The sequence below is a fragment of the Paraliobacillus zengyii genome, from assembly GCF_003268595.1.
GTDB lineage: Bacteria > Bacillota > Bacilli > Bacillales > Amphibacillaceae > Paraliobacillus_A > Paraliobacillus_A zengyii.
This window is the reverse complement of sequence record NZ_CP029797.1, coordinates 1,773,471-1,796,929: the sequence shown is the minus strand read 5'-3', so window position 1 is coordinate 1,796,929 and position 23,459 is coordinate 1,773,471. Positions and strand designations below refer to the sequence as shown.

The following is a 23,459-nucleotide window of genomic DNA, read 5'->3' as shown; positions in this document are numbered from 1 at the left end:
TTACATTACTCGTTTAAACATCTTCTCCATCTCGTATCCCGTGAAATGAATAATAATAGGTCGACCATGCGGACATGTAAATGGATCAGTTGATTTTCTAAGATCTTGTAATAGCTGAAACATATCGTCTTTATTTAAGTAATGATTTGCTTTGATCGACCGTTTACAAGACATTAAGATAGCAGCATCCTCACGCAATTTAGCAATATCCACTTTGTCTTCTTCTATTACTTGTTCAACTATATCACGAATAACCTCTTCCTCGAATCCTTGTGGAAACCATTGCGGATGAGCCCGAACGATATATGTTTGTTGACCAAAGTGTTCAAAAAATAAACCGACCTTTTTTAATTCTTCTTGATGTTGTTCTATTAATAATGCCTCTTGTTTAGAAAAATCGAACGTTAACGGTAACAAAAGTTCTTGTAGTTCATTTGGAACATCACCAATTTTATCACGAAAATATTCATATTTAATTCGTTCTTGTGCAGCATGCTGATCAATCATATATAAGCCTTCTTCATTCTCTGCCATAATATACGTACCATGATGTTGTCCAATTGGATACATCACAGGAATTCGATCTGATTTCACTTCTTGAGCTGATATATTATTTTCATGTGTATCATTAACCTCTTCTGCTACTCGGGGAATAGCTTCCAAATCATATGTTGCCATCGATTCTAACGCGGCTGCTTGTGCTGACTCAAACGTATCCTGATCATCACGAGGAGGTGTATATGATTTTGGGTAATGATTTTGTTCCAAATCAGCTCTCTTGTTATAATCAAATGCAAAAGTGTGCTGTGTACTCTTGACTTTCTCAGGTTTTGGCTCTTCCTGTTTGTTATCAGGAATAAGTGTTTCCTTACGAAAAGCTTTGCGAATAGTTTCTTCCACCGCGTAAAACAATTCCTTTTCTTTACTAAAACGAACTTCTAATTTAGCAGGATGTACATTCACATCTACTAAGATTGGATCCATCTCAATTTTCAATATAACAATCGGGCTACGACCAATTGGCAATAACGTATGATAGCCGCTTGCTATCGCTTTATTTAACGGAATGCTACGAATATAACGTCCATTAATAATCGTTGAAATATAACTTCGTGATGCACGTGTTACTTCTGGTTTTGCAATGTAGCCTGTAATTGAAAAATCTAACGTTTCTATAGATACTGGAAGCATTTTCTTTGCCACATTAATTCCATAAACCTGTGAAATGACCTGAATGACATCTCCCCGACCTGTTGTTTGGAAAATATTTTTCCCATTATGGTACAGTTCAAATCGAATCGTCGGATTAGAAAGCGCTATTCGATTGACAACATCCGTAATATGACCAAGTTCCGTATGGATTGTCTTCATGTACTTCAACCTGGCTGGTGTGTTAAAAAATAATGCATCTATGGTCATTTCAGTTCCTTGTCTGGCATCCCCTTTATTTCGTTCAACAATCTTACCACCATCAAGTTTTAAGACTGTACCCGCTTCACCACCAGTTGAAGTCTTTAGTGTAAGTTTACTAACCGCTGCAATAGAAGCAAGTGCCTCACCTCTAAATCCTAATGTTTTGACATGAAACAAGTCATTTTCACTACGAATTTTACTTGTTGCATGACGTGCAAAGGAATGTTCAGCATCTACTGGATCCATGCCCTCTCCATTATCGGTTATTTTAATTTGCTGGAGTCCAGCTTCTTCCACTTCAATCTTAATCGATGTACTATTTGCATCAATACTATTTTCTAGTAATTCTTTTACAACAGATGCTGGACGTTCTACTACCTCTCCAGCTGCGATCTTATTAGCAAGTCCATCTGGCATCGGTAATATCTTCACCATTACTCCTCCTCGTTCGCTAGGCGTTGTAAGCGATATAACTCATTCATTGCTTGCATTGGGGTCATTTCCATTATATTAATCTTTTTAAGTGACTTTTGTAGTGCTTTATCAGCTTTTGATTTTGTTACTGTTTGACTACTTGCCTTTTGTTCCGCAACAAAAAAACTTAACTGTGCATCATCCGCAGCTTCCTTCTGTTTACCCTTTACATCTGTTGTCTCTAGTTGTTCTAGGATAACTGTAGCACGGTCAATCAGTTGATCTGGTAAGGCTGCTAACTTGGCTACGTGAATACCATAACTCTTATCAGCTGCGCCATCTTGAATTTGATGTAAGAAAACAACTTTCCCCTCAAATTCTTCGGCCCTAACATGCACATTTTTCAATTGTTCTAGTGTTTCCTCTAATGTTGTCAATTCGTGATAATGGGTAGAGAATAATGTCTTGGCACCTACATGATCATGTACATATTCAATAATTGCTTGTGCGAGTGCCATTCCATCATAAGTACTTGTCCCACGACCAATCTCATCTAATAAAATTAAACTGTTTTCTGTTGCATTTGTGATCGCATGTTTTGCTTCAAGCATTTCGACCATAAATGTACTTTGACCGGCAACTAAGTCATCAGCTGCACCTATTCGAGTAAATATCTTATCAAATATTGGGAGTGATGCATTTTCACATGGTACAAAACAACCAATTTGGGCCATGATCGTAATTAGGGCTAATTGGCGCATATACGTACTTTTACCAGACATATTTGGCCCAGTAATTAATAAAATGTCTGTCACATCTTTCATATCAACATCGTTCGGCACATACATATCATCTTTCATTACTTTTTCAACAACTGGATGGCGTCCTTTTTCGATATTAATTTGACGATCTTCATTAAAAGTTGGACGATGATAATCATTTAGTTCACTTACTGTAGCAAATCCTTGTAAAACATCAATTTCACTTATTTTGTCAGCTAGTGTTTGTAGTTGTGGAATAAATGTTTTTACTTGCTCGCGAAGTTCAGTGAATAATTGATGTTCTAGATCAACACTTTTCTCTTCTGCTTCTAAAATTAACGTTTCTTTTTCTTTTAATTCTGGTGTAATATAACGCTCCGCATTCGTTAACGTTTGCTTACGCTCATATTTCCCTTCAGGTAATAGGTGCAAGTTCGCTTTTGTCACTTCAATATAATAACCAAAGACACGATTATAGCCGATCTTCAAGGATTTTATATTCGTTGCTTTCTTTTCTTTTTGTTCAAGCTCAGCTATCCATTGCTTGCCGTTTTTTGAAGCATAACGGTATTGGTCAAGTTGCTCATGATAGCCGTCTTTAATAACGCCACCTTCTTTAATCGTCATTGGTGGGTCTAACACAATACTACTTTCAAGTAGATCATAAAGCGCATCTATCGTGTTTACACCATTTCCTAATGCTTGTACTTCTTTGTTCTCAAATTGATCTAAAATAGCTTTTAAATCTGGAACTTTCCCTAATGAAAGTTTGAGTTGTTGAAGATCACGACCATTTACATTCCCAAAAGCAACTCGTCCACATAAGCGTTCCATATCATAGATTGATTCTAATGTGTCTCGTAGTGCCTCTCGTTCTAAAAATTGTGCGATTAATCCTTCAACTAAATGATAACGATGTTCAAGTAAAGACTTTTGCAACAATGGACGTTCTAACCATTTTTTTAATTTACGTGCTCCCATTGCTGTTACAGTTTTATCTAATACCCATAACAGGCTACCTTGTTTTCCTTTACGCATGATTGTTTCGGTCAATTCTAAATTACGTTTTGAATACATATCTAATGTCATATATTGTTTTAATTCAATTAGTTGAACAGGTTTAAGGTGGTCCAACGATCGTTGTTGGGTTGATTGAATATAACAAAGCATTCGACCAAAGGCCACTTTTAATCGTTCATCCGCTAATTCCTTTACTAGTGGAGTGAAAGAGCTATCAATTGTTGTTGATTCAGCAAATGATAACGTAACGAGTAAGCGCTCTGTTAAATCATTTTGATAACGTTTCTCTAATTCCTTTGAAATAACTACTTCTTTAATCGGTCTATTGAAAAGTTCACTCATCAATTGATCCCAACCAGTGTCAATTAAAGCAACACTATTTTCACCAGTTGACAAATCATTGTAAGTAATCACAAATGTATCTGTATCAAACTGACTAATACTAGCCAAATAATTGTTTTCCTTTTCATTTAACATATTACCTTCCATAATCGTTCCTGGTGTAATAAGCTGGACAACTTCACGTTTGACTACGCCTTTAGCTACCTTTGGATCTTCCACTTGCTCACAGATTGCTATTTTATAACCTTTTTCTACTAAATTTTTAATATAATTAGCGGCTGCATGATATGGAATACCGCACATCGGAATCCGGTCTTCTCCACCACCATCTCTGCTTGTTAATGTTATCTCTAATTCTTTAGAAGCTTTAAGTGCATCATCAAAAAACATTTCATAAAAATCCCCAAGTCGGAAGAATAGGAAACTATCTTTATAGTCTGCTTTTACCTTTAAATATTGCTGTATCATTGGCGTGAATTCTGCCATCTTTATATCCCCCACACGTACAAAATTTCATTCTTATATTATAGCATATCTATGAATGATTTTTGTACTTGTAACATATACAATACAGAAAAAGAGCGTGATTGTTGCATCACGCTCTTCAGACAGTTTATTTTTCATTTGTTAGAAAATCAGGATCAAGACTTTCAAATTCATCGTCTCTTAATTCAATATCCCAATCTTCATCATCTGCCACAATTCCACTTGGATCAACTTTAACAGTCACTTTTGTATCGCCAATTACTTCGACTAAAAATTCGCGCTCAACTTCTGCTACGATTTTGTGGTCGTGGCTTGCAATCGTACATTCCAAGCAGTTTGGTTGTTGTAATACTTTAGCAAAAACTTCTGCTTTGTCGCCTAATGTCTGTTTATCTTTTACAGATAATTTAATGACATCAGAGTACACGACACGTTCTGTTACAACCTCTGTTTTAGTGTTATCGTTATAGGAATACCAAACGTTTACATCATAACTACCACTTACCTCTACCAAGCCATCTCCTTTTTTCTTGGCATTGTATAAATGATTGATGATCCAACAACCTAAAATACTAGACGGCTTATGCGTTGGTGTAATTGTGTTGGTATCTTGAACGAATTTACGCCCTTTTCCGATAACAGCCCTTGTGATGATCTCGCGGTATTCATGATCAAGGAAAGACATAAATATATAACCTCCTCTTTATTCATTGTCAGTTTATGCAGGACATCTACCTAAAGTGCATATGATACACTTGCCCTTTTTTAAATAAGGCGATCTGCATGCGTTTCTAATTCATCGTATGCATTTGCCTATAAAACGGTACAAATGATTTCTAATATTTTTTAGAAAGTGCTATTCAATGACGTAATTAGTTGTTATAAACAAAACTCTCCATAAACACAAAAAAATGACTAACATGTCGTTAAACGCACTGTTAGCCATTTCTATTTGTTTTACTTATCTGTAAAAGAGGATGCATCTTTCATTTCTTTTGTAACTTCATCTGTGATTGTTTCTGTTACCACTTGCAAAATGTCATTAATCATTACTTGCGATTCCCTGAATTCCTGCACGATTGGAATCTCATCAATTTCTTCTTGGAGAAGGTCGATTTCTTTCTCCACTTTTTTTAGTGCTTCTGTCTTGCCATATGCTTGAAAGTTTACCGCTTGTTTTTGTAAAGCTTTCATTTGGTTAATTAGTTTTTTTATTTTTTGATTATTATTTAATCGTTCTTCAACTTGTTTGAAACGGTCTACTTCTTCAATATTTGCAATTTGTGCAGCTAGCTCATCAGCTTTTGAAATGACATCTTCTTTAGAATATGCCATATTAATATACCTCAACTGGTTGCTCGGCTAGTTCACCATTAAGTGACCATGTTCTCGCTTCGATAATTTTTACATCAACTATTTTACCAATTGTTGATTTTGGAGCTTTAAAATTAACAAGTTTATTTCTTTCTGTATAACCTGAAAGTACATCTGGATTCTTTTTACTTTCACCTTCAACTAATACTTTAACCGTTTCTCCTTCGTATTTTAACATCGCATTTTTCGCTTGTTCATTAATTAATGCGTTTAAACGCTGGAGACGTTCCTTCTTCACTTCCATTGGAATATTATCTTCCCATTTGGCAGCTGGTGTACCTTCTCTTGGAGAGTAGATAAATGTATATGCACCATCAAAACCAACTTCACGTACTAGTGTCATTGTTTCTTCAAACTGCTCATCTGTTTCATTAGGGAAACCAACAATAATATCTGTTGTAAGTGTAGCATTTGGCATTGCCTTGCGAATTTTATTAACTAGTTCTAAATAGCTTTCTCGTGTATAACGACGCGCCATTACGCGTAATACTTCTGAGCTACCTGACTGAACCGGTAAATGAATATGGTCTAAAAGATTTCCACCTTGTGCAAGTACTTCAATTAAACGATCATCAAAATCACGCGGATGTGAAGTTGTAAAGCGTACACGCGGTATATCAATTTTACTAATCTCATTCATTAGTTCACCTAAACCATAGTCAATATCTAAATCTTTTCCATACGCATTGACATTTTGACCAAGTAACGTAATTTCTTTATAACCTTGTGCAGCCAGTTGACGTACTTCATGGATAATATCTTTTGGCATACGACTTCGTTCTTTTCCACGTGTGTATGGAACGATACAATATGTACAGAACTTATCACAGCCATACATAATATTTACCCATCCTTTGATTTTCCCTTTACGTACTTTAGGTAAGTTCTCAATGATATCGCCTTCTTTTGACCAAACTTCTAAGACCATTTCTTTGCTAAAGATCGCTTCTTTTAATAACTCTGGTAAGCGATGAATATTATGTGTACCAAAAATCATATCAATAAACGGATGTACCTTAAGTATTTTGTTTACTACTGATTCTTCTTGTGACATACAGCCACACACACCAACAATTAAATCAGGTTTTTCCAATTTAAGTGGTTTCAAATGTCCGATTTCACCAAATACTTTATTTTCAGCATTTTCACGAATTGCACATGTATTTAGTAAAATAATATCTGCATCATTTGTATTATCTGTTGATTCATACCCCATGTCCGTTAATAACCCAGCCATTACTTCCGTATCGTGCTCATTCATTTGACAACCATACGTGCGAATCAAAAATTTCTTTCCTTGCCCAATATTTTTCATTTCATGAGAAATTGAATAATCATAATGTATTTGAACGTCTTCACGTCTTCTTTTTTTAGCTTGCTTTAAATTAGGTGGTTCATAAGTCGCTTGAAAATATTTACCAATTAATTCATCAGAGTCCATGTTTTTGAGTCTATCTAAGTTAGAATCCAGTCCAGATTTTACGTCTGTTGAATCTACTTGTTTAATTTGATTTGTTTCTTTTCGCTGTTGCTCATTCATTTCAATGTAAAACTCCTTTCAAAGTTGACTAGTAAAATACCTAGTTCAAGTCGATTCATACCAATCAATCCAATTGTACTATTATAGCAAGAATTCTGAGTAAAAACAAAACTTTTTCAGCTATTCTTTTACTCTTGGAAATTTATTGATGAAGTTTTGATATGTTATTTTTATAAACTGATCAGTAGATAATTGTGCTCTCAAAGCATTCTGAAACTCCTGATAACCAGTAATATATTCCAAACCATTAATATAAGTTTCTATTCCATCAAAATCAGAACCGAAGCCCAAACAATCTTCTGCACCTTGTTCTACATAATATAAGATATGTTCGATTACATGTTCGTAGCTAACAGGTTCTTTTCTCCGTGTGAAATATGGAACAAATGTAACGCCGATCCAGCCCTTTTTCTTTATTAATAATTGAATTTGCTTATCATCCAGATTTCTCCTATGATCACATAGTTGTGAAACATTAGAATGAGATGCCATCACATAGTCAGCACGTTTGATAACGTCAAAAAATCCTTGATAAGAAATATGTGAAACATCGGTCCAAATTTGTTCTTCATTCAATATATTAATCACTTGTTCACCAAAACTACTTAAACCTGCTCCACGTTTTTCCCCAATTCCATCACTAACAGCATTTGCTTCATTCCAAGTCAAACCTACCGCTCGAACACCTAATCGAATTAATGTTTTCAATTTATTCAAGTCACGCCCGATAACTTGACAGCCTTCAAGTGTCAAGATCGCACCACGTTCATTCGGTTTTAACGTTTGTAAATCTTGTTTATTTGATATAAATTTTATATCGTCATATGGTTGAATGATTTTTTCAAAGAAAATTGTAATCATTTCTAATGCAACTTGAAATTGTATATCATCTGGAACTTCTGGTGGAACAAAAATCGCAAAACATTGTACCTTAACTGGACTTTCCTTCCATTTTCTCTCATTTATTTGTAATTTATCGCTTGATTTAAATGATATGTCTTCTTCCCAAAGCTTCAACAACACATCACAATGCGCATCAATAATCATAAATCTTCACTCTTTTCTTTTGAAAAATTAATGGTTAACAAAAAAATCCTGTTTGCGCGGAATGCAAACAGGTTGTCTTTGTATTACCTAGGTTCTACGATCAGCTTAATTGCTGTTCGTTCCTCATTATCAATCATAATATCGGTAAAAGCCGGAATACAAATTAGATCAACACCACTGGGTGCAACGAACCCTCTTGCGATTGCTACTGCTTTAACGCCTTGATTTATTGCACCGGCGCCAATTGCCTGAAGCTCTGCTGTACCGCGTTCTCTTAGAACATTCGCAAGTGCTCCTGCTACTGAATTAGGATTTGATTTTGCTGAAACTTTTAATACGTCCATTCCTGCTACCTCCTTCATTAACTATAGTAGTTCCACTTTTACTATATTCTTGGAGATGATAGTTATTACTTTTATTATGAACTGTATTCCAAATAAATCAACTATTAAGAAAAGAATGGATGATCATCATTAATTAAAATTCGTTTGATATTCTTTGCTTTTCCTGTTTTATCATCAATATCAATGATGACACCATTTAGTTGATCTTTACCTTCATCTGTTACTTCAAAACGAACGGGCAAGCTTGTTAAGAACCGTTTCATTACAGCTTCCCGATCTGTACCTAAAATACCGTTATATGGCCCTGTCATACCTACATCAGTGATATAGGCAGTTCCACTATCTAAAATACGTTCATCGGCTGTCTGTGTGTGCGTATGCGTCCCTACGACAGCGCTAACACGTCCATCTAAATACCACGCCATAGCTTGCTTTTCACTTGTTGCTTCTGCATGGAAATCAACAAAAATAATATTCGTATGTTTTCTTGCTTCATCGACAAGTTCATCTGCTTTTCGAAACGGATCATCAATTGGGTCTAAAAATGTTCTACCTTGTAAATTAATGACAGCAATCTTAATTCCGTTCCAATTAATATATTGCATGCCCTGTCCAGGAGTCCCTTCCGGAAAGTTGGCTGGTCGAATCATATACTTTGCACTGTCAATAAATTCAAATATTTCTTTCTTATTCCATGTATGATTGCCCATTGTAATAATTTGAGCGCCCCACTCTAAGAATTGCTTATATATTTTTTCCGTTATTCCTTTTCCAGCTGCAGCATTTTCTCCATTTACAATTGTAAGTTGTGGTTGATATTTTTGTTTTAGTTTTGGTAAGTAATGTTGCAATTGATTTCTTCCAGGTGAGCCTACTACATCACCAATAAATAATATTTTCATTATAAGTTGAACCTTCCTCGCTCTTAAATTACATTTAGTGTCACATATCCATAATAAAAAGTCAAAACATAGAAATACTAGAATCATATTCATTTTCTTAATAAACTACGACATAACATACCCGCTTAAAGTGACAAAAGTGTATCTAAAAAAATAAAGCGACCAATGGTCGCTTTATTTTGCATATTCTACTGCTCTTGTTTCTCGAATTACGGTTACTTTTATGTGTCCTGGATAATTGAGTTCATTCTCTATACGTTTACGAATCTCTCTCGCAATGCGCAATGATTCTAAATCATCAATTTCATCAGGCTTCACCATGATTCTCACTTCTCGCCCTGCTTGAATAGCAAACGATTTTTCTACCCCAGCATAAGATTCTGAAATCTCTTCTAGTTTTTCTAAGCGCTTAATGTAATTCTCTAATGTTTCGCTACGTGCACCAGGTCTAGCGGCAGATAAAGAATCTGCTGCAGCTACAAGTACTGAAATAACAGAAGTTGCTTCTTCATCACCATGGTGAGAAGCAATTGAATTAATAACAACTTCATTTTCTTTATATTTCATAGCTAATTCTTTACCTATTTCTACGTGGCTTCCTTCAACTTCATGGTCAATCGCTTTTCCGATATCATGAAGTAGACCAGCTCTTTTTGCAAGTGTTACATCTTCTCCAAGTTCCGCAGCAAGCAGACCAGAAAGGTGCGCCACTTCCATAGAGTGTTTCAATACATTCTGACCATAACTCGTACGATATTTCAATCTACCAATAATTTTAACTAAATCAGGGTGTAGACCATGTACGCCAACTTCAAAAGTAGATTGTTCGCCAACTTCGCGAATATATTCATCTACCTCACGTCTTGATTTATCAACCATTTCTTCAATACGTGCTGGGTGAATACGCCCATCTTGTACTAGTTTTTCTAAAGCAATTCGTGCCGTTTCTCTTCTAATTGGATCAAAACCAGATAAAATAACAGCCTCAGGTGTGTCATCTATAATTAAATCAATACCAGTTAATGTTTCAAGTGTACGAATATTACGTCCTTCACGTCCTATTATTCGACCTTTCATTTCATCATTTGGAAGATTAACAACAGACACAGTTGTTTCAGCCACATGATCTGCCGCACAACGTTGCATAGCGAGTGATAATATCTCTTTTGCTTTTTTATCCGATTCCTCTTTGACACGATTCTCAGATTCTTTAATCATGACCGCTGATTCATGACTTAGCTCTTTTTCTACTCGTTCTAGAATAACTTGTCTAGCCTGATCAGTTGTATAACCAGAAATTCTTTCAAGTTCTGTTTGTTGCTCGCTTAACATAGCTCCCACTTTGCTTTCCATTACTTCAATTTGTTGTTGTTTTTCTGCTAGCGAACTTTCTTTTCTCTCTAACATGAGTTCACGCTTATCAAGCGTCTCATCTTTTCTGTTCAAATTCTCTTCTTTTTGCATAAGACGATTCTCTTGTTTTTGTAAATCAGCTCTTCTCTCACGAAGATCTTGATCCGCTTGTTGACGAATTTTATGATTTTCATCTTTCGCTTCTAAAAGCGCCTCTTTCTTGGCTACTTCCGCGTTGCGATGTCCTTCTTCAACAATCTGTTTCGCTAATTCTTCTGCACTAGAAATCTTCTTTTCTGCAATAGATTTACGAACAAGATAACCAACAACAATACCGACGATAAGGGTAAGCAAACTGGAGATGACTACTAGTAATATATCCATGAAATCCATGGTTTCACCTCCTCTTGCTATAAATTTGTACAAAACAATTTCAGGTCGGCATGTACAGTTTTACCATTATGAATGCATAATTAATCAAAATGTATAATTGTTTACTAATAAAATTATACATTTTAATTCTAATCTTGCATATATGTATTGTCAAGGAAACGTCATATTCTGACGACAATTTATTATATTGTCGTTAAAGTCAATACCTATTTGGATAAAAATTACACCTTTCTAGACTTATTTATAAAAAAGCTGTTGATAAAACATGACTTCATGTCTCATCAACAGCTTTATAAGTTAAACAAAGCATTAAACTTTATTTTCTTCTTTTTTCTCTTCTTTTTTAGCTTTTTCGTCTTTCTTAGCCTTTTCTTCTTTAACAGGCGCTACTACTTCTTCTACTTTTTCACCTAAACCATAATGATTTCTAGCTTTTTGATAGATTTCATCTGCTAAAGCGCGATTCTCTTTAAGAAATAGTTTCGCATTCTCACGACCTTGTCCAAGACGCTCTTCATTATATGAGTACCATGCACCACTTTTTAGCACGATATCTACTTCTGAAGCCATATCAAGCATTTCACCTTCTCTTGAGATACCTTCTCCATACATGATATCTACTTCTGCTTGTTTAAACGGAGGAGCAACTTTGTTTTTTACCACCTTTATTCTTGTTCTATTACCAACCATATCATTACCTTGTTTCAATGTTTCAGCACGACGAACATCTAAACGAATCGATGCATAAAACTTCAAGGCACGACCACCTGGTGTTACTTCAGGACTACCGAACATAACGCCAACCTTTTCACGGATTTGGTTAATGAAAATAGCTGTTGTTCTTGATTTGTTAATCGCACCAGATAATTTACGTAATGCTTGAGACATTAAACGAGCTTGTAAACCAACGTGTGCGTCACCCATTTCACCTTCAATTTCAGCCTTTGGTACAAGCGCTGCTACAGAATCAACAACTACCATATCAACAGCGCCACTGCGAACTAGTGCCTCAGCAATTTCTAATGCTTGCTCACCAGTATCAGGTTGTGATAAAAGAAGTTCATCTATGTTAACACCTAAATTTTTAGCGTAAATAGGATCTAACGCATGCTCAGCATCAATAAAAGCAGCTGTTCCGCCTTCTCGTTGTGCTTCAGCTATTGCATGTAAGGAAACAGTTGTTTTACCTGAAGATTCTGGTCCATAAATCTCAATAACTCTTCCTCTTGGGTATCCACCAACACCTAACGCTACATCTAAAGCTAAAGAACCACTTGACACAGTAGCAACTTTTTGTTCCGGACGTTCTCCTAATTTCATAACGGAACCTTTACCAAATTGCTTTTCTATTTGTTTTAACGCCATATCTAAGGCTTGTTTACGATCGCTCACATTATTTCCCCCTCGTCATTTAACTATATCTATCATAACTTGTTTTATGAGATTTAACAAGCAAAAAGCGAATAAATGTTCCCAAAAATTCAGAACTTTTTTATTTCCAATTTTGTTATTTATTTAGTGTGATTTTCAATTTTAAGCTAATTTACCACAGATAAAATCACATTACATCATATTCCACAAAAAATTTAAACTAAAATAATATTAACTGACTAACCACTTATATAATAATTCCATACCTTTTTTTACTGATCTATTTCGAATGGTATTTCTTTCTCCAGGAAAATAGTACGATCTCGTTAGTACTTCTTTACCTTTCTCCACAATACTAATGAACACCGTTCCTACTTCTTTTCCTTCTGAAGGATCTGGTCCAGCTACGCCTGTAAAACTGATACCAATTGATGCATCAAATTTCTCGCGAACACGCATGGCCATCTCATAAGAACATGCTTCACTTACGACGCCCTCTTTCTCTATTACGTGCTCAGGTATGTTTAATACATCTACCTTGGATGACGCGGCATAACTAACAATACTACCTTGAAATACGTCTCCTGCCCCGGGTATTGAAACAAGCGCGTCAGCAAACCGACCACCTGTTAAACTTTCCGCTGCTGCGATCGTTAACTTCTTTTCTAATAATAGACGTAAAACAGTATGATTGATCGTTGTATTATCATAACCATAAAAGTAGTGACCGACTGTAGCCTTTATTTCTGCTTCCGTTTTTTCGATCATTCGATCAGCATTTGATTCCGTATCAGCTTTAGCTGTAATCCGAAGTGCTACCTCACCATCTGTTGCTAAGGGGGCAATTGTTGGATTGTCTTGTTTATCTATTACTTGCTTCACATCTGTTTCTAATTGTGATTCACTAATACCGATAAATTTTAGCATTCTAGATTTAATAATTGTTTTCAAACCTAAATTTTCTTTTAAATATGGTAAAACAAAATTAGTCATCATCGCTTTCATTTCTCTTGGTACACCAGGCATAAATATGAACAGTGCCTTATTATACCTAACAATCATTCCAGGTGCAGTTCCCTCCTGGTTGGGTATAATAACCGCATCTGTAAACACTTGTGCTTGTTTACGGTTATTAACTGACATTTGTTTATTTGTTCTATTGAAATAACCGGAAATTTTTTCGATAATCTCTTCATTTTCTTCAAGCGATTTTCCTGTTAATGCCTGAAAAGCTTCCCGTGTTAAATCATCATCCGTTGGACCAAGACCACCAGTAATTAGAACCAGATCAGACCGGTCAGCCGCAGCTGAAAAAGTCGTCTTAACACGTTCTAAATTATCACCAACCACCTGATGATAAAATACACTAATACCCTTGTCTGCTAGTTGACTAGAAATCCACTGTCCATTCGTATTTGAAATTTGACCTAATAATAGTTCTGTTCCTACTCCTATAATTTCTGCATTGTATGTTTGCATTACTTCGATCCTTTCATTACATGCCAATTTTTAATGAAATAATCAACGCCAGATACTACCGTTAATGCTAAAGCTACATAAAGTAGAATGGAACCAAAAGGAAAACCTATATAAGAAAAAGGAAAGTTATGTAACAATAACACGGAAATAGCTGCCAATTGAAATACCGTTTTTAATTTACCCATTTGCCCTGCTGCTAAAACAAGTCCTTCCCCAGCTGCTACCAAACGCAATCCTGTCACAGCAAACTCACGACTAATAATAATAATAACAATCCACGCCGGAACCATTTCCATTTCTATTAATAAAATAAATGCGGCAGTTACTAATAATTTATCTGCCATAGGGTCTAAAAACTTTCCTAAGTTTGTAATAAGATTATGTTTTCTAGCATAGTAACCATCCACCCAATCTGTAGCGGAAGCCAGAATAAATAGCATTGCTGCAACAAAATCAACAACTGGTAAGATTTGATTACCAATCGTCCAACTTCCCCACTCAAAAGGAACGGTTAATAAAATAATAAATACCGGAATTAGAAAAATACGTGACAATGTAATGCGATTTGGAATGTTCATAATAAAGTAAATCCTCCCTGTTCATATCTAACACAATTATAAACCCTTCCCACCGTTTGATGAAAAGGGTTTGCTTCTACTTATTCTGTATCCTGTTCTACATTAATCCAAACTCTTTGTATTTGAGCTGGACCAATATCTTCTGACAATTCTAATGTGACGCCATTAACCATTATAGATAATTCTGTTGGTTCACCAAAACGCAAATAGATTTGTTCTGTTCCAGATAGATCCAGTTCCAATGGTGATTCTGTTGCTTGGAATGTACTTTCATAAAAGTTTTCACCTGAATCATTTTCAACTTCCAACCAATTCGCTGTATCTGTTTCAAATACTAATTCTAAACTATCCCCCGCATTTGTCAGGGTATAAGTAGATTCGTTATTTGCATACTCAGTTAACTCTAATGTTGTTTCGTCTACCGTTTCTTCATCTTCCGCTTCACTAGCATTTTCGTCCTCTTCCGCATTTTCATCGGTTTCTTCCTCTACTGGCTCCTCTTCTTCTGTTTCAGCAGGTAATTGCACCTCATCCCCACCATTCTGCTCACTTGTTTCATTCTCTGTTGTTGGTGAACTATCTTCTGAAAAGTAATCAGAGGTGAATAACCAAATTACAAAAGCTACACCGATAATTAACAATACAGCAATCACCGTTGGCAATAATGAAAAGACAGCCGGTGTTTTGGTTGATGGTGTGTTTTTTCGACTACGCTGAATACGGGTGTATTCAACTGTATCCTCTTCAGCAGAAGGTAGCTCATGTTTAAACTCAGTCAGTACTTCGTCAGGATTTAAATCAACAGCAACAGCATATTCCTTTATAAACGCACGAATATAAAAGTTGCCAGGCATGACAGAAAAGTCGCCTTTTTCTATTGCTTTTAAATACCGCGGTTGAATCTTTGTCTTTTTTTGTAAGTCATCTAACGATAAACCCTTCGCTTCTCTTGCTTCCTTTAATTTCAATCCAATTTCCATTTATATAACACCATCCATCTTTATTATCACTAAGTATCTTTATATATTAAATCCACATCTTCTATACACTATCTTCTTATGATAAATGATTTTCAAGATTTATAAAAGGGAATTTTTATATGTTAAACAATTTTTATAATTTCAACCATACAAGAATAAAGACAAATCAGTCAATTTTCAATAAAAAGTCCTTGCTAACAATAGCAAGGACTTTCATTTCTTTCATGTTACATTAACGATCTGTACCTTCACTTTGCACAAGCTTAACCATTGTATTTGCAATAGCATGTTGTTCTTTTTGATCTGCTGCATTCCAAAGTTCTTTGATTACAGCTTCTTGATCATTTTTAGGCTCTACATGATTCGTTAAATAATCACCTATATCATAAGCCAGATCTGAGATGGCGTTCTGGCTTATTCCTTGCCCCTCTGCTTGGTGTAAACGATCACCTAGAAAATCTTTCCATGTTTCAAAATTATCTAGAACTGACATATTTTATTCCTCCTTCTTTTTGCTTACGCGTGTAGCTTTTGAATTTGGAATAAAAAATATACATCATTTTTACCAGCCACCAGATATTTTTATGTTTTCACCATTAATGTAGGAAGACTTTTGATCGTCAAATAAAAAACAAACAAGTTCAGCTACCTCTTCTGGCTTTCCTGCTCTATTTGCTGGAATGTTGTCAATGACCGATTGTTTCTCAACTTCTGTAAGTTGTTGATTCATCTTTGTATCAATAAACCCAGGACTAACTGCATTAATTCGAATAGCAGTCCCTGCAATTTCTTGTGCAACCGCCTTAACAAAACTGTTCTGTGCACCTTTAACAGATGAATAAATCACTTCAAAACTTGCACCCATCTCTGCCCAAATGGATGAAATGACAATAATGTTACCATTTCGCTTCTCAATCATCGAAGGTAAGCATGCTTGCGTAATCTTCCACATTGCTTTCACATGTACATGGTATAAGCTATCCATCACATCAGATGGTGTATCTTGCAGTAACCCGTAATGCGCTTGACCACTGGCAAAAGCAATATGTGTAGGCGATAGAGTTAATTTTTCAAGAAACATGTCAATTCCCTCTTTATTACTTAAGTCAGCTTGAATTACTTCTAATACTACTTCATCTGGAAACGCTTGAACCATTTTTCTGATGGACTGATGATCTTGGTTAAAATGTAAGGATAATGTATACCCTTCTTTAACTAAACGCATCGCAATCGCAGATCCAATTGATCCACTAGCGCCTAGAATAAGGCAATGCTTTTTCATTTACTCTCAACCTTTTTCTGGGACAATTTGAAAAACAGAAACATTCATTTCATGTACCCAATTATTTAGAAATGTATTAGCTGCTTCTAAAGTTAGCTTTTCCGTAGTAGGGAGTAAATTAAAATAATCAAAACCAAGTAATTGATAATGTGTAAATTGGTTCGCCATATTTTCCAAACTATTCATACCACGTAACAACTCACCAGTTTTTTTACGCTTCATTCGAACAAAATCTTCTTCCGTTATCTTTATATCATTCCAACTCATTAATTGCTCTTTCAACGCTTCAGCTAATTCATCTGGATTTTCTGTATTTCCTCCAATAATTGAGAATGCAAAATTCTTCTCTCGACTAGATTCAAAAGAAAAACTATCGTCAATTAAATTCTTTTCATATAATTCTTGGTAGAAAGGACCACTTTTCGAGTAAAAATGTTCTAAAAGCATGTCAGCTAATAAGTCTTTCTCCATAAAGGACTCATCAATTTTTTGGGCGTTCTCTTTAATACCGACCATACATTTTGAGATTGACACAGGCATTTCCAATACTTCCTTCGAATTAGCAACTGTATCAGGTTCATCTGGAAATGAGCGTTCAATCTTTTCTAATGGGCTAAATGTTTTAGCCTGTTGATTTGAACGGATAAGTTCCATCATTTGATCAGGGTCAAAATTTCCTGCTACCGATATAACCATATTTGCTGGATGATAAAACGTCTGGTAACAGGTATATAAATCTTCTTTTGTAATATCTTGTATCGAAGCAACCGTACCAGCAATATCAGTTTGAACTGGATGATGATGATACATACTTTTTAGTGTTCCAAAAAACGAACGCCAATCTGGTTGATCATCATACATTTGAATTTCTTGTGCAATAATTCCTTTTTCTTTTTCAACTGACTGATCTGAAAAATAAGGATCTTGAACAAAGTCCAATAACGTTTCTATATTATTTTCAACTTCTGTTGTAGAAGAGAATAAATAAGCTGTTTTTGTAAAGGAAGTAAATGCATTAGCGGATGCTCCACGTTTGGTGAAATCTTGGAAAACATCACGATCTTCTTTTTCAAATAATTTATGTTCTAAGAAATGAGCAATGCCATCTGGAACCGTTACATGCTCCTTTTGATTAATCGGTGTAAAAGATTGATCAATTGATCCATAGTCCGTGGTGAAAATACCAAATGTTTTGGTCATTTCAGGTTTAGGTAATAAAAAGACACGTAAACCATTATTGAGTGTTTCTGTATATACCGTTTCTTTTAATTGGTCATATGTTTGTTTATGCATTTTCGTTACCCCCTTGTGCTGTTAGAAAGTAGACGGTATCTAACTGGATCTTTTGGCCAACTTCCAAAAGGTTATCCTTAGAAACTTGGTTAATCTCTTTAACAAATTGATCTGGTGATCGTTCCGCTCCTGCCAACACTTGATGATATAATATTTCTACTAAACCATCTGGATGATCTAACGTTTCTTTCCACTGGTTAACAACTAATTTTTTTGCTTCCTCTATCTGTTCTTCAGTAAAATCACCATTAACCATTGCATCCATTTGTTCCACTATAATCCCTTTTGCTTTTGCGTAGTCTTTTGGATCAATTCCACTAAAAACAAATAATAAACCTTTATGACTTTCAAAACGAGAGGATGCATAGTAAGCTAAGCTATTTTTCTCGCGCACATTAATAAATAACTTCGAACTTGGAAAACCTCCAAAAATAGCATTGAATATTTGGAGTGCAGGGTACGCATCATCACGAAAGGTTATGTTTGTTCTATATCCTAAATGTAATTTGCCTTGTTGCATCGCTTGCTCTTCAATAATTTCCTTAGGCTCACTTTGTTCTTTTTGATCGTGCTCAATTTCAATAAGCTTTGGATTTCTTTTTTTATTGAAATAAGACGGAATTAATTTATTTACATCAATATTTTCTAAGTCACCCAACACATAAACATCCATTTGATCTTCTTGTAGTAGTTGTTGATAGTAAGTATATAAACTTTTTTCATCTATCCGATTTAAATCCTCCTGATAACCATGCACATGTAGACTATAAGCTTCTCCCTCACACATTTTATCAATTAAACGCATGTTCGCATAGCTCATTTTATTATCAACTACTGCATTTATTTTTTGTTTCAATGTTTGTTTTTCTCTACTGACAATTGTTTGATCGAATGCTTCCTTTATCATTTTGGAATCATAAATGACATCACTTAAGAACTGTAACGCTTCCTCAAGAATGTTTTGCTCCGTCGATAAGTATGTTTGATTTGCTATCTCCATCCTGAAACTCATAACATGATCATTTCCTTTTTTGGCACTATCAATAGACAAGGTTGCGCCAAATAGGTCATCTAATGCCCTACGAAATAGACTTGATGTTGGATACTTATTCGTTCCTTGTTGCAATACAAAAGGAAGCAAAGCTCTTTCTGTGATATTTTCACGATTTAATGGTGATTTTAATTTCACTGTAAGGTGAATTGTTTTAAATTTTTTACTTTGTAAAACATGTAAGTTGTAACCTTGTTGCTCTGTTACATCTTCTGTGACAAAAGTCATTACATTTCCTCCTCTAAATCTAATGTACATTGATGTACATAGCATTGTTAATATATATCTTTCCTATCCATTAATATAACCCTAAAATACATTTTACTAGAAAAAGAGCCCGGTAACAATTACCAGGCTCTTTTGTGTTCTTATCTATACTATGTTTACGAATGAAAACTATCTAATTAACGGCTACCTTTAATATATGGGTCACCACTTGCTTTTGGTGCCTCTGCCCTACCAATAAATCCAGCTAACGCGAGAATAGTTAATAAGTATGGTGCAATAGTTAAATAAACATCAGGTACATTATCTAATATTGGAAGACCTGAGACACTTAAACTTTGTGCAAAACCGAAGAATAAAGCTGCACCTAAAGCACCAAGTGGGTGCCATTTCCCAAAAATAACAGCTGCTAACGCCATAAACCCTTGACCTACAATCGTTGATCCAGAGAAATTTAACGCAATAGTGAGTGCGAATACAGCCCCACCTAGACCACCTAATGCACCTGATAAGATAACAGCAATATACCGCATTTTATAAACGTTTATTCCATTTGTATCAGCTGCCATCGGATGCTCTCCAACTGACCGAAGGCGTAATCCAAACGTTGTTTTATACAAAACAAACCAGCCAACAAAGGCAAGGAAAATAGCTAAGTAAGAAGTGTAATATGCTCTAGCAAAAAACATTTCTCCTATAACTGGAATTTCTGAAAGGATCGGAACGGATTTAGAATAAAATGGTTGTTGTACCATATCCGTTTGTCCTTTTCCATACCACTGTTTCGTTAAAAATACACCAAGTCCAACTGCTAAAAAGTTAATTGCAACACCACTAACAACTTGATCAGCACGGAATGTAATAGAAGCTACAGCATGTAATAAAGCGAAAATCCCTCCGACTACAGCCGCAGCAATAATCGAAATCCAAGGTGTAGCAGCACCAAATACATCTGCAAAGGTTAAGTTGAATACAATTCCAACAAACGCACCCATTACCATTAGACCTTCTAAACCAATGTTTACAACACCTGAACGTTCACTAACGACACCACCAAGTGCAGTGAAGATAAGAGGAGCAGAATAAAACAAGGCGATTGGTATAATTGATTGTAGCGAATCAATAAATGCCATTTACTTCCCCTCCTTTTTAAATCGAAGTAAAATCCAACGAATAAAGTAGCTTGAAGCTACAAAAAAGATGATTAATGCAATAACAATTTCAACTAATTCAGAAGGAACACCTGCTGAAGTTGGCATGTTTAATGCACCGACCTTTAGACTTCCAAATAAGAAAGCGGCAATTACAGTACCTAAAGCAGCATTACCACCTAATAATGCGACAGCGATACCATCAAATCCTAAGTTAGTAAATGCTGAGTGTGAAGGCATGTAACCGAATGTTCCAAGGCCTTCCATAGCACCAGCCAAACCAGCAAATGCACCCGAAATGACCATTGATAGTATAATATTTTTCTTCACGTTAATTCCTGCATACTTTGAAGCATTAGGATTAAAACCAACAGCTCTAAATTCATATCCAGCAGTTGTTTTTTCTATTAAAAACCACATGATAAATGCAGCGAAAAGAGCGATGAGTATTCCCCAATGTATACGTGAATAATCGGTCAATTCCATTAACCAAGTTGAAGAAAGAGACGCACTATCTGCAATTCGATTTGATGAATCTTGATTATCTGTCAATACATTTCGGATCATATAATTAGATAAGTGTAACGCAATATAATTCATCATAATTGTAATAATAACTTCATGTACACCCTTTGTTGCTTTTAACAAACCAGGTATAAATCCCCAAAAGGCTCCCGCTAAAGCTGCACCTAAGATGGTAAGTGGTAAATGTATAATCATTGGCGCTTCAAAACTTGAACCAATCCAAACTGCCACAAGCCAACCAACAATTACTTGACCTTCTGCACCAATATTAAACAGCCCACTACGAAAAGCAAATGCTACTGCTAGACCTGTAAATATGTATGGTGTAACCTGTCGAATTGTTTCTCCAAAGAAATAACTGCTTCCAAAAGCCCCATTCCATAATGCGATGTATCCCTCGATAGGATTATAGCCAAAAGCAAGCATAATAATGGCACCTGCTAAAAGACCTAAAAAGACAGAAATTGTTGGTATTAATATGTTAAATAGGCGATTAGAAAACATTAATGTTCACCTGCTTTCTGCTTACTACTACCAGCCATCAATAAGCCTAATTCTTGTTCATTTGTTTCTTCAGGTTTAAGATTTGCAACAATATTACCATCAAACATAACTGCAATTCTGTCACTTACATTCATAATTTCATCTAATTCAAATGATAATAGTAAAACAGCCCGCCCTTTATCGCGTTCTTCTATTAACTTTTTATGAATAAATTCAATTGCACCCACATCTAAACCACGGGTTGGTTGAGCAGCTATTAATAAATCAGGCGAACGATCAACTTCACGTGCAATAATTGCTTTTTGCTGATTTCCACCAGATAACGCTCTTGCTTTTGTATAGACACTAGGCGTACGCACATCATACTCACTAATTAGTCCTTTAGCATATTCATATATACGTTTAAATGATAAGACACCTTTATTAGCATATGGCTTCTGATAATAAGTTTGTAATATCATATTTTCTCCAATTGGAAAATCTAGAACCAAACCAAATTTATGACGATCCTGTGGAATATGTGCGACACCTGATTCAGTAACTTTTCTCGGTGACATATTCGTTATTACCTTATCATGCACTAAAATTTCACCAGATTCAGAAGGTCTTAAACCTGTTATTGCTTCAATTAATTCAGTCTGTCCATTTCCATCAATACCTGCAATACCAACAATCTCGCCAGCTTTTACATCTAAATTCAAATCTTTTACCATCATGGCATTTCGAAGATCTTTTACAAACAAATTATTGATCGTCAATACCTTTTCTTTTGGTTGTGCAGGTGTTTTATCTGTTGAGAAACTAATGTCTCTACCAACCATTAAAGAAGCAAGTTCATTCGCATTGGTGTCTTTAACCGTTACTGTACCAATACCTTCTCCCTTACGAATAACTGTACAACGATCACATACATCTAAAATTTCTTTTAGTTTATGTGTAATTAAGATAATAGAAATCCCTTCACTAATTAATGATTTCATTATTGCCATTAACTCTTTTATTTCTTGTGGTGTTAATACCGCTGTAGGTTCATCCAGAATGAGTACCTCAGCACCACGATAAAGTGTTTTCAATATCTCAACACGTTGTTGCATTCCAACCGAAATATCACGAATCTTTGCGTTTGGATCAACATGTAAACCGTATTTTTGGGAAAGTTCAACAATATCTTTCTCAGCTTTTTTGATATCTATTTGTCCATTTTTTCGCGGTTCTTTACCTAGTATAATATTTTGCGTAACAGTAAATGTATCAACTAACATGAAATGTTGATGCACCATTCCAATTCCTAGTTTGTTTGAAACATTGGGATCAGTTATTTTAACACTTTTCCCCTTTACTTTTATTTCACCTTTTTCTGGTTGATACAAACCAAATAAAACATTCATTAACGTTGACTTTCCAGCACCATTTTCGCCTAGAAGAGCATGAATCTCTCCTTGCTTTACTTGTAACGTAATATTATTATTTGCAACGATACCCGGAAATTCTTTTCGTATTCGAAGCATTTCGACTACATAGTTATCCAAAATCCCCACTCCTTATACGGTTCTCTCTTGAGAATTAAAATAAAATCGTCAAATGAAAAGGGGCGAGTTAGCTCTTCATTTAATGACTTTAACGCACACTTA

Annotated in this window: 20 protein-coding genes; all 20 read right to left on the bottom strand. The window is 35.3% G+C overall.

Features of this window, described 5'->3' with window-relative positions:
• Complete coding sequence (gene mutL, locus DM447_RS09080; protein WP_112180919.1) at nt 1-1,845, bottom strand: DNA mismatch repair endonuclease MutL; 1,845 nt, start codon at nt 1,843-1,845, stop codon at nt 1-3.
• Between the two features lie 2 nt (nt 1,846-1,847).
• The gene (mutS, locus tag DM447_RS09075) at nt 1,848-4,436 is read right to left on the bottom strand and encodes a DNA mismatch repair protein MutS (protein WP_112180918.1); all 2,589 of its coding nucleotides are present in this window, start codon (nt 4,434-4,436) and stop codon (nt 1,848-1,850) included.
• 127 nt (nt 4,437-4,563) lie between these two features.
• On the bottom strand, nt 4,564-5,121 hold the full coding sequence (cotE, locus tag DM447_RS09070; protein WP_112180917.1) for an outer spore coat protein CotE: 558 nt from the start codon (nt 5,119-5,121) through the stop codon (nt 4,564-4,566).
• A 272-nt stretch (nt 5,122-5,393) separates the two neighbouring features.
• Entirely contained in the window at nt 5,394-5,771 is a 378-nt protein-coding gene (locus tag DM447_RS09065) for a YlbF/YmcA family competence regulator (protein ID WP_112180916.1), read from the bottom strand.
• Between the two features lies 1 nt (nt 5,772).
• Entirely contained in the window at nt 5,773-7,350 is a 1,578-nt protein-coding gene (miaB, locus tag DM447_RS09060; protein WP_112180915.1) for a tRNA (N6-isopentenyl adenosine(37)-C2)-methylthiotransferase MiaB, read from the bottom strand.
• 120 nt (nt 7,351-7,470) lie between these two features.
• Nucleotides 7,471-8,397: a dipeptidase gene (locus DM447_RS09055; protein ID WP_112180914.1), complete on the bottom strand. Its 927-nt coding sequence runs from the start codon at nt 8,395-8,397 to the stop codon at nt 7,471-7,473.
• A gap of 83 nt (nt 8,398-8,480) precedes the next feature.
• Nucleotides 8,481-8,741 (bottom strand): stage V sporulation protein S, encoded by a 261-nt coding sequence (locus DM447_RS09050; protein WP_112180913.1) that lies wholly within the window; start codon nt 8,739-8,741, stop codon nt 8,481-8,483.
• 104 nt (nt 8,742-8,845) lie between these two features.
• Entirely contained in the window at nt 8,846-9,643 is a 798-nt protein-coding gene (locus DM447_RS09045; RefSeq protein WP_112180912.1) for a TIGR00282 family metallophosphoesterase, read from the bottom strand.
• A 174-nt stretch (nt 9,644-9,817) separates the two neighbouring features.
• Nucleotides 9,818-11,380 (bottom strand): ribonuclease Y, encoded by a 1,563-nt coding sequence (gene rny, locus DM447_RS09040; RefSeq protein WP_198663115.1) that lies wholly within the window; start codon nt 11,378-11,380, stop codon nt 9,818-9,820.
• 318 nt (nt 11,381-11,698) lie between these two features.
• A complete protein-coding gene (gene recA, locus DM447_RS09035) occupies nt 11,699-12,781 on the bottom strand; it encodes a recombinase RecA (RefSeq protein WP_112180910.1) in 1,083 nt (360 codons plus the stop codon).
• A gap of 210 nt (nt 12,782-12,991) precedes the next feature.
• The gene (locus DM447_RS09030) at nt 12,992-14,239 is read right to left on the bottom strand and encodes a competence/damage-inducible protein A (protein ID WP_112180909.1); all 1,248 of its coding nucleotides are present in this window, start codon (nt 14,237-14,239) and stop codon (nt 12,992-12,994) included.
• A complete protein-coding gene (pgsA, locus tag DM447_RS09025; protein ID WP_112180908.1) occupies nt 14,239-14,817 on the bottom strand; it encodes a CDP-diacylglycerol--glycerol-3-phosphate 3-phosphatidyltransferase in 579 nt (192 codons plus the stop codon). Before pgsA ends, DM447_RS09030 begins: the two co-directional genes overlap by 1 nt.
• A gap of 80 nt (nt 14,818-14,897) precedes the next feature.
• Nucleotides 14,898-15,797, bottom strand: a complete 900-nt coding sequence (locus tag DM447_RS09020; RefSeq protein ID WP_112180907.1) for a helix-turn-helix domain-containing protein — start codon at nt 15,795-15,797, stop codon at nt 14,898-14,900.
• Between the two features lie 232 nt (nt 15,798-16,029).
• Entirely contained in the window at nt 16,030-16,290 is a 261-nt protein-coding gene (locus DM447_RS09015) for a DUF3243 domain-containing protein (RefSeq protein WP_112180906.1), read from the bottom strand.
• A 69-nt stretch (nt 16,291-16,359) separates the two neighbouring features.
• On the bottom strand, nt 16,360-17,079 hold the full coding sequence (ymfI, locus tag DM447_RS09010; protein ID WP_112180905.1) for an elongation factor P 5-aminopentanone reductase: 720 nt from the start codon (nt 17,077-17,079) through the stop codon (nt 16,360-16,362).
• A 6-nt stretch (nt 17,080-17,085) separates the two neighbouring features.
• The gene (gene yfmH, locus DM447_RS09005; protein WP_112180904.1) at nt 17,086-18,372 is read right to left on the bottom strand and encodes an EF-P 5-aminopentanol modification-associated protein YfmH; all 1,287 of its coding nucleotides are present in this window, start codon (nt 18,370-18,372) and stop codon (nt 17,086-17,088) included.
• Nucleotides 18,365-19,651, bottom strand: coding sequence for an EF-P 5-aminopentanol modification-associated protein YfmF (gene yfmF, locus DM447_RS09000; protein WP_112180903.1), 1,287 nt, complete (start codon nt 19,649-19,651; stop codon nt 18,365-18,367). The genes yfmH and yfmF overlap by 8 nt, the downstream gene beginning before the upstream one ends.
• 176 nt (nt 19,652-19,827) lie before the next feature.
• Nucleotides 19,828-20,781, bottom strand: coding sequence for an ABC transporter permease (locus DM447_RS08995; protein ID WP_112180902.1), 954 nt, complete (start codon nt 20,779-20,781; stop codon nt 19,828-19,830).
• Nucleotides 20,782-21,828: an ABC transporter permease gene (locus DM447_RS08990; RefSeq protein ID WP_112180901.1), complete on the bottom strand. Its 1,047-nt coding sequence runs from the start codon at nt 21,826-21,828 to the stop codon at nt 20,782-20,784.
• Nucleotides 21,828-23,336 carry an ABC transporter ATP-binding protein gene (locus DM447_RS08985; protein ID WP_112182705.1) on the bottom strand — a complete coding sequence of 503 codons (1,509 nt, stop codon included), beginning with the start codon at nt 23,334-23,336 and terminating at the stop codon, nt 21,828-21,830. Before DM447_RS08985 ends, DM447_RS08990 begins: the two co-directional genes overlap by 1 nt.
• Nucleotides 23,337-23,459: the final 123 nt, after the last annotated feature.